Source organism: Cupriavidus basilensis OR16 (genome assembly GCF_000243095.1).
Lineage (GTDB): Bacteria > Pseudomonadota > Gammaproteobacteria > Burkholderiales > Burkholderiaceae > Cupriavidus > Cupriavidus basilensis_D.
This window is the reverse complement of sequence record NZ_AHJE01000083.1, coordinates 20,472-27,843: the sequence shown is the minus strand read 5'-3', so window position 1 is coordinate 27,843 and position 7,372 is coordinate 20,472. Positions and strand designations below refer to the sequence as shown.

Genomic DNA, 7,372 nt, shown 5'->3' with positions numbered 1-7,372 from the left:
CCTTGTAGGCGGTGAGTTCGGCGCGGGTGGGGAGCTTGCCGTGCACCAGCAGGTGGGCGATCTCTTCAAACTCGCAGGTCTCGGCGATGTCGAGGATGTCGTAGCCGCGGTAGTGCAGGTCGTTACCGGTACGGCCGACCGTGCACAGCGCGGTATTGCCGGCGCTCACGCCAGACAGGGCGACGGATTTCTTCGGCTTCGGGCCGTTCTGCGGGACTGGCTGCTGCTCTGGCATCGCCTCTCCTGTCAGGTCTCGCACCCGAGCCCAGCCCGGGGTCGACCCTGTGGTACGTCGTGGTCATTGCCTGGCGCGCGCCAGGCAATGTTCATGCAAAGAAGCGCTCGAGCACGGTGCCGGGCAAATCGGCGCCCGTGGCGTGCGCCCGCTGCAGCAGCGACCAGTAATAGCGGTAGCTGGCGCGGTCATGCAACTGGCCCTGATGGCGGATCGGCGCCCAGTTGTTCTCGTAGGCGCCCAGCAGGATCTCGCTGGCAGCGCCGATCTCCGTGCCGCTGGGGCGGAAGGCCGCCACGATCGGCAGGATCTGGCTCGGGTGGATGCTCCACTTGCGCAGGTAGCCGAATTCCGCCCGGGCGCGCAGGGCATCGTCGCCGGCGCGGGATGGCTGCTCGATATCGGTGCTGACATTATGCGAGGGTACCTTGCCGTACCGGTGGCTGGCGGCCGAGATCTCCAGCATGGCGCGCCGGATCAGCGGGTGCTCGAACTGCTGCGGCGAGCGCATGGTGTCGCCGGGGATGGCCCCGTGGTGGGCGGAAACGAAATCCATCAGCCCGAAGCTGAGGCATTCCACCTGTACCAGGCGGGCGATGTCGAACACCTGGTCCAGTGCGGCGTGCGTCTCTATGAGCACGTGGATGGGGATGTGCCGTGCGATGCCGGCGGCGCGGGCCGCCTGGTTCACGTGATCGGTGACGCGCGCGACCTCGACCACATCGGTCACCTTGGGCACCACCACGTAGGCCAGCCGGGCGCCGGCGCTGCTCACCAGGATGTCGATGTCCTGCCGCCAACTGGGGTGGGCCGGATCGTGGATGCGCACGCCCACGCGGTTGAAGCGGTTTTGCGGGCCGTTGATGAGGCGCGCGCATAACTCGGCGTGCTCGCGCTCCAGCCCGACGGCGGCGCCGTCTTCGCAGTCGAAGGTGATATCGAAGACGGGCCCAAGCTCTTGCTGCAGGGCCAGCGATTTCAGCATCAGCTTTTCGCTGCCGGCATAGTGGTCGCAGACCGGCAGTTGCGTCGGAATGGCTTCGCCCTGGAACAAGACCTCGGAAGGATGCACTTTATTCAATCGGGTAGCGGTTGAGGGAGGCAAGGGCAGGGCGGCAGAACAAAAAAACCGGAGCCCGCGCCGATTCGTGAATCGATGCGAGGCTCCGGTCTAGTCATAGGCGCTGCCTGGATCCTGGATCAGCCGAGCAGATGCTGCACGCCGGCACGCTCTTCTTCCAGTTCCTTGAGCGTGATATTGATCTTTTCCCGGCTGTAGGCGTCGACTTCGAGACCCTTGACCATTTCGTACTTGCCATTGGCGGTGGTCACCGGGAAGCCGAACATGGTGTCTTCGGGGATGCCGTACGAACCGTCCGACGGGATGCCCATGGTGACCCACTTGCCGTTCGAGCCCAGGACCCAGTCATGCACGTGGTCGATGGCAGCGTTGGCGGCCGAAGCTGCCGACGACAGGCCACGGGCCTCGATGATGGCGGCGCCGCGCTTGCCAACGGTAGGCAGGAACACGTCGTTGTTCCAGGCGTGGTCGTTGATCATGTCCTTGACGCTTTGGCCGTCGACGGTCGCGTAGCGGTAGTCGGCGTACATGGTCGGGCTGTGGTTGCCCCAGACGAACATCTTCTCGATCGCCGCGACCGGCTTGCCGGTCTTGGCGGCGATCTGCGACAGGGCACGATTGTGATCCAGGCGCAGCATGGCGGTGAAGTTCTCCTTGGGCAGGCTCGGAGCCGACTTCATCGCGATATAGGCGTTGGTGTTGGCCGGGTTGCCGACCACCAGCACCTTGATGTCGCGGGCGGCGACTTCGTCCAGTGCCTTGCCTTGCACCGTGAAGATCTGTGCGTTGGCTTCGAGCAGGTCCTTGCGCTCCATGCCCTTGCTACGCGGACGGGCGCCGACCAGCAGCGCGACGTTGGCGTCCTTGAACGCGACCTTGGGGTCGTCGGTGATCACCACGCCGGCCAGCAGCGGGAATGCGCAATCTTCCAGTTCCATCACCACGCCCTTGACGGCGGCCTGGGCTTGCGGGAGGTCGAGCAATTGGAGGATGACCGGCTGGTCTTTGCCAAGCATGTCGCCGTTGGCGATGCGGAACAGCAGGGAGTAGCCGATCTGGCCAGCGGCGCCGGTGACTGCGACGCGCATTGGGGCTTTAGCCATGAGTAATTCTCCAAACAAGAGGGGGAAACTGGTCGGTGGCAGGCCGGAGGGTAGTCCGGACGTCACCGGTTGCGTATTTGTCGCCACGGCGGCAGGCGGCAATCCACCGGCGCGCTGCTAGCGATACCGACTGGAGGGAGCCACAACGGGTCATGGGGTGCGACAAAGCGTAAGTCTACTGCGAAGAGGGGTGCTGCATCCAGAGCGGATAGCGGCGTGAAACCTGCGGGAGTGTAGGCCCGCATAAAACCATTGTCAATTCATATGTCTTATATAAGACATAAGACATTTGATGCCGGGCTGGACGGCCTTCCTCGTTTTGTGGTGAAATTAGCTTATGTCATCCCTGCCCCCGTCCCTCGCCGGCGCTGCCGTTGCTGCAGTGCAGGATAACGGCGCCGCTACGTCCGGCGCCGGGACGCAGCCGTCCGCGGCGGCGGCCTCGCCAACGTTCAGCCCCCTCTACCAGCAGATCAAGGCCCTCATCACCCAGAGCCTGCAGTCCGGCGAATGGAAGCCAGGCGACATGATCCCCAGCGAAATGGACCTGGCGGCCCGCTACAAGGTCAGCCAGGGCACGGTGCGCAAGGCCATCGACGAGCTCGCCGCCGAGAACCTGGTGGCGCGCCGCCAAGGCAAGGGCACCTTTGTCACGACGCACCACGAGGATGGCGTGAAGTTCCGCTTCCTGCGGCTGGTGCCGGACGAGGGCGAGCCCCATTATGGGGCCAGCCAGGTGCTGGAGTGCAAGCGCTTGCGCGCGCCGGCCGAAATCGCCCGCCTGCTCGACATCCGCACCGGCGACGGCGTGGTACAGATCCGCCGCGTGCTGTTTTTCTCCGGCGAGGCCACCGTGCTGGACGAAATCTGGCTGCTGGGCACCAACTTCAAGGGCCTGACGGCCGAGAAGCTTACCGAATGGAAGGGCCCGATGTATGCGCTGTTCGAGGCCGAGTTTGGCACGCGCATGATCCGGGCGACCGAGAAAATCCGCGCGGTGGCTGCAGACCAGGCCACCGCGTCGCTGTTGTCCGTGGACGCGGGCACGCCGCTTTTGTCTGTGGAGCGCGTCTCATTTACCTATGGCGACCGGCCCGTCGAAGTCCGCCGCGGCTTGTATGTAACCACGCGGCACTATTATCAGAACGATTTGAGCTGATTTACCGGATGCAACCCATGTCTATCATTGCAGTTGCAGCTACGGCGGGCGCCGCTGTTGCGCAAAGCAACGATGATTACCCCGCGGCATGGTTGCGTGCGATTGTCGGGCACGCCATGTTGGTGCGCGATAGCTGAAAATTATTGGTGCGCCGCGCAACAAAGGCGCTAAAATTATCGGGATTTGCTCCGGCTGCATCCATTTGCATCCAGGGCGCTCAGTAGTTTCGTTTTTTGTTTACCGCAAAATGGGGTCTAGCAATGGCTGAAGCCAAACAAGCCAGGCCGGAGTTCAGGAACATCCATGTGACGCAGGCGCAAGCGGTGCTCTGATGTTCCTCCTCCTTCCTTTCGTCCTGTATCTCTTCGAGCAGAGCGTCACATCCGAACTGAGCTTCGCAAAGTTCTCGGCGCTTCTGTCCGGCGGCTTCGTCAAGCTGGTTCTGCTGGCCCTGATCTGGGGTTACCTGCACCACTTCTGCGCTGGCATCCGTTTCCTGCTGCTCGACGTGCACGTCGGCGTGACCAAGGCCGCTTCGGCCAAGTCCGCTGTCTCCGTGCTGGTCATCAGCCTGTTGCTCACCGCTGTGTTCGGCCTGAAGCTGTTCGGCCTGTTCTGAGGAGAGAGTCAACGTGGCAAATAATAATATCGGTCCCAAGCGTCTGGTCGTCGGTGCGCACTACGGTCTCAAAGACTGGCTCGCGCAGCGCGTCACCGCTGTCATCATGGTGGTCTTCACCGTCGTGCTGGCAGTCGCCTTCCTGCTCTCGAACGGCGCTTCCTACGAAGCGTGGGCAGGTCTCTTCGCCAACCAATGGATGAAGATCATCACGTTCCTGACCATCCTGTCGCTGCTGTTTCACGCCTGGATCGGCGTGCGCGACATCTGGATGGACTATGTGAAGCCGATGGCCGTGCGCCTCGTGCTGCAAGTTCTTACGATTCTGTGGCTCGTCGGTTGCGCGGGCTACGCAGCTCAGATTCTCTGGAGGGTGTAATAAATGGTCGCAGTCAAGACAGGATTGCCGCGTCGTCGCTTTGACGTGGTCATCGTCGGGGCGGGCGGCGCTGGGATGCGCGCATCCCTCCAGCTCGCGGAAGCCGGCCTGAATGTAGCCGTGCTCTCCAAGGTTTTCCCGACGCGCTCGCACACCGTCGCGGCGCAGGGTGGCATCGGCGCTTCGCTCGGCAACATGAGCGAAGACAACTGGCACTATCACTTCTACGACACCATCAAGGGTTCCGATTGGCTGGGCGACCAGGACGCAATCGAATTCATGTGCCGTGAAGCGCCCAAGGTCGTCTACGAGCTCGAACACTTCGGCATGCCGTTCGACCGTAACGCCGACGGCACCATCTACCAGCGTCCGTTCGGCGGCCATACGTCGAACTACGGTGAGAAGCCGGTCCAGCGCGCTTGCGCGGCGGCCGACCGTACCGGCCACGCGCTGCTGCACACGCTGTATCAGCGTAATGTGCGCGCCAAGACGCACTTTTTCGTCGAATGGATGGCGCTGGACCTGATCCGCGACGCCGACGGCGACGTGCTGGGCGTGACCGCGCTGGAAATGGAAACCGGCGAGGTCTACATCCTCGAGGCCAAGACCACGCTGTTCGCAACCGGTGGTGCCGGCCGTATCTATGCCGCTTCGACCAATGCCTTCATCAACACCGGTGACGGCCTGGGCATGGCAGCGCGCGCTGGCGTGCCGCTCGAAGACATGGAGTTCTGGCAGTTCCACCCGACCGGCGTGGCCGGTGCGGGCGTGCTGATCACCGAAGGCGTGCGCGGGGAAGGCGGTATCCTGCGTAACAAGGACGGCGAACGCTTCATGGAGCGCTATGCGCCGACGCTGAAGGATCTGGCGCCGCGCGACTTCGTCTCGCGCTCGATGGACCAGGAAATCAAGGAAGGCCGCGGTTGTGGCCCGAACGGCGACTATGTGTTGCTGGACCTGACGCACGTCGGGGCCGACACCATCATGAAGCGCCTGCCGTCGATCCGCGAGATCGGCGTCAAGTTCGCCAACGTCGACGCGATCAAGGAACCGATCCCGGTGGTGCCGACCATCCATTACCAGATGGGCGGTATCCCGACGAACATCAATGGCCAGGTGGTGGCGCCGAAGAACGGCAACCCCAACGAAGTCATCAACGGTTTCTACGCGATCGGCGAATGCTCCTGCGTGTCGGTGCACGGCGCCAACCGCTTGGGCACCAACTCCCTGCTGGACCTGGTGGTGTTCGGCCGCGCGGCCGGCAACCACATCGCGGCGAGCGCGATCAAGCAGAAAGAGCATAAGCCGCTGCCGGCCGATGCCGCTGACCGCGCCATGTCGCGCCTGGCCAAGCTGCAATCGTCGAGCTCGGGTGAATACACCCAGGACGTGGCCAACGACATCCGCAAGAACATGCAGTCGCATGCTGGCGTGTTCCGTACGCAGAAGCTGATGGACGAAGGCGTCGAGCGCATCCTGGAAGTGGCGGAGCGTGCCGACAACATCCACCTGAAGGACAAGTCCAAGGTCTTCAACACCGCGCTGGTGGAAGCCCTGGAAGTGGCCAACCTGGTGGAAGTGGCCAAGGCCACGATGATTTCGGCAGCTGCACGCAAGGAATCCCGCGGTGCGCACGCGCACAGCGACTTCCCGAATCGCGACGACGAGAGCTGGCTCAAGCACACGCTGTTCTACAGCGAAGGCAACCGCCTCGACTACAAGCCGGTGAAGATGAACCCGCTGACGGTGGAAAGCGTTCCTCCCAAGGCCCGGACCTTCTAAGCACCGCGTAGGACCCACAGGACCCACAGAAATGAAGCGTATTTTCGAAGTCTACCGCTACGATCCGGACAAGGATGCCGCGCCCCGCATGCAGACCTACGAGGTCGAGCTCGACGGTCATGAGCGCATGCTGCTGGACGCGCTGGTCAAGCTGAAGAAGCTGGACGAAACCATCTCGTTCCGCCGTTCGTGCCGCGAAGGCGTGTGCGGCTCGGACGCGATGAACATCAACGGCAAGAACGGTCTGGCCTGCCTGACCAACATGCTGGAGCTGCCGGAGCGCATCGTCCTGCGTCCGCTGCCCGGCCTGCCGGTGGTGCGTGACCTGATCGTCGACATGACGCAGTTCTTCAAGCAGTACAACTCGATCAAGCCTGTGCGCAAGCTGCTCGACGTCGTGCCCGTCGTTCTGGTGGAACCCGGACAAGTTCGTCGGCCCGGCCGGCCTGCTGCAAGCTTATCGCTTTATCGCGGACAGCCGCGACCAGGCGACCAGCGCGCGTCTGGACGACCTGAACGACCCGTACCGCCTGTTCCGTTGCCACAGCATCATGAACTGCGTCGACGTTTGCCCGAAGGGGCTGAACCCGACCAAGGCCATCGGCAAGATCAAAGAGCTGATGGTTCGCCGCTCGGTCTGATCCGCGCGGTGGTCGTATGCGGCGCGTCGGTCCGGGCTATCAAATGCATACCCGACCGGCGCGCCGGAAGTAGGTACCTATGACCGAAAGTGTTTCCCCCAGTTTCTCCCACCAGGCCGATCCGCACCGGCGTGCACGACTGCGCTGGCGCGCGCGGCGCGGCCTCCTGGAGAACGACATCATCGTCGAACGTTTTTTCAACCGTTACGAAGAAAGCCTCTCCGACCAGGACGTGGCCTCGCTCTCCGAGTTATTCGAGTTGAGTGACAACGAGTTGATGGACCTGCTGCTTGCCCGCAAGGAGCTGGACGGTGAGCTCGACACGCCCCCGATGCAGCACGTGATTGCCCTGCTGCGCTCGGTCTGAGTTTCG

At 63.0% G+C, this 7,372-nt stretch carries 7 protein-coding genes and 2 pseudogenes; 6 read left to right on the top strand and 3 right to left on the bottom strand.

Annotated features, from left to right (window positions below):
• The 3 genes from OR16_RS27475 to OR16_RS27465 form a co-directional block, all read right to left on the bottom strand.
• Nucleotides 1–235: citrate/2-methylcitrate synthase (locus OR16_RS27475; protein ID WP_006161628.1), on the bottom strand; the 235-nt coding region annotated here is incomplete at its 3' end.
• A 91-nt stretch (nt 236–326) separates the two neighbouring features.
• Complete coding sequence (locus tag OR16_RS27470) at nt 327–1,307, bottom strand: HpcH/HpaI aldolase/citrate lyase family protein (RefSeq protein ID WP_006161627.1); 981 nt, start codon at nt 1,305–1,307, stop codon at nt 327–329.
• Nucleotides 1,308–1,435: 128 nt separating this feature from the next.
• A complete protein-coding gene (locus tag OR16_RS27465; RefSeq protein ID WP_006161626.1) occupies nt 1,436–2,419 on the bottom strand; it encodes a malate dehydrogenase in 984 nt (327 codons plus the stop codon).
• A gap of 337 nt (nt 2,420–2,756) precedes the next feature.
• Here OR16_RS27465 and OR16_RS27460 point away from each other — a divergent pair, with 337 nt between their 5' ends.
• The 6 genes and pseudogenes from OR16_RS27460 to OR16_RS27435 all read left to right on the top strand — a co-directional run bounded on the left by OR16_RS27460 (nt 2,757) and on the right by OR16_RS27435 (nt 7,366).
• Complete coding sequence (locus OR16_RS27460; protein ID WP_006161625.1) at nt 2,757–3,578, top strand: GntR family transcriptional regulator; 822 nt, start codon at nt 2,757–2,759, stop codon at nt 3,576–3,578.
• Between the two features lie 260 nt (nt 3,579–3,838).
• Nucleotides 3,839–4,197 (top strand): annotated as a pseudogene (sdhC, locus tag OR16_RS27455) (succinate dehydrogenase, cytochrome b556 subunit).
• A 13-nt stretch (nt 4,198–4,210) separates the two neighbouring features.
• Nucleotides 4,211–4,576 (top strand): succinate dehydrogenase, hydrophobic membrane anchor protein, encoded by a 366-nt coding sequence (gene sdhD, locus OR16_RS27450; protein WP_006161623.1) that lies wholly within the window; start codon nt 4,211–4,213, stop codon nt 4,574–4,576.
• Nucleotides 4,577–4,579: 3 nt separating this feature from the next.
• A complete protein-coding gene (gene sdhA, locus OR16_RS27445) occupies nt 4,580–6,358 on the top strand; it encodes a succinate dehydrogenase flavoprotein subunit (RefSeq protein WP_006161622.1) in 1,779 nt (592 codons plus the stop codon).
• Between the two features lie 31 nt (nt 6,359–6,389).
• Nucleotides 6,390–6,999: pseudogene (locus OR16_RS27440) on the top strand (succinate dehydrogenase iron-sulfur subunit).
• A 79-nt stretch (nt 7,000–7,078) separates the two neighbouring features.
• Nucleotides 7,079–7,366, top strand: coding sequence for a succinate dehydrogenase assembly factor 2 (locus OR16_RS27435; RefSeq protein ID WP_006161620.1), 288 nt, complete (start codon nt 7,079–7,081; stop codon nt 7,364–7,366).
• Nucleotides 7,367–7,372 lie beyond the last annotated feature (6 nt).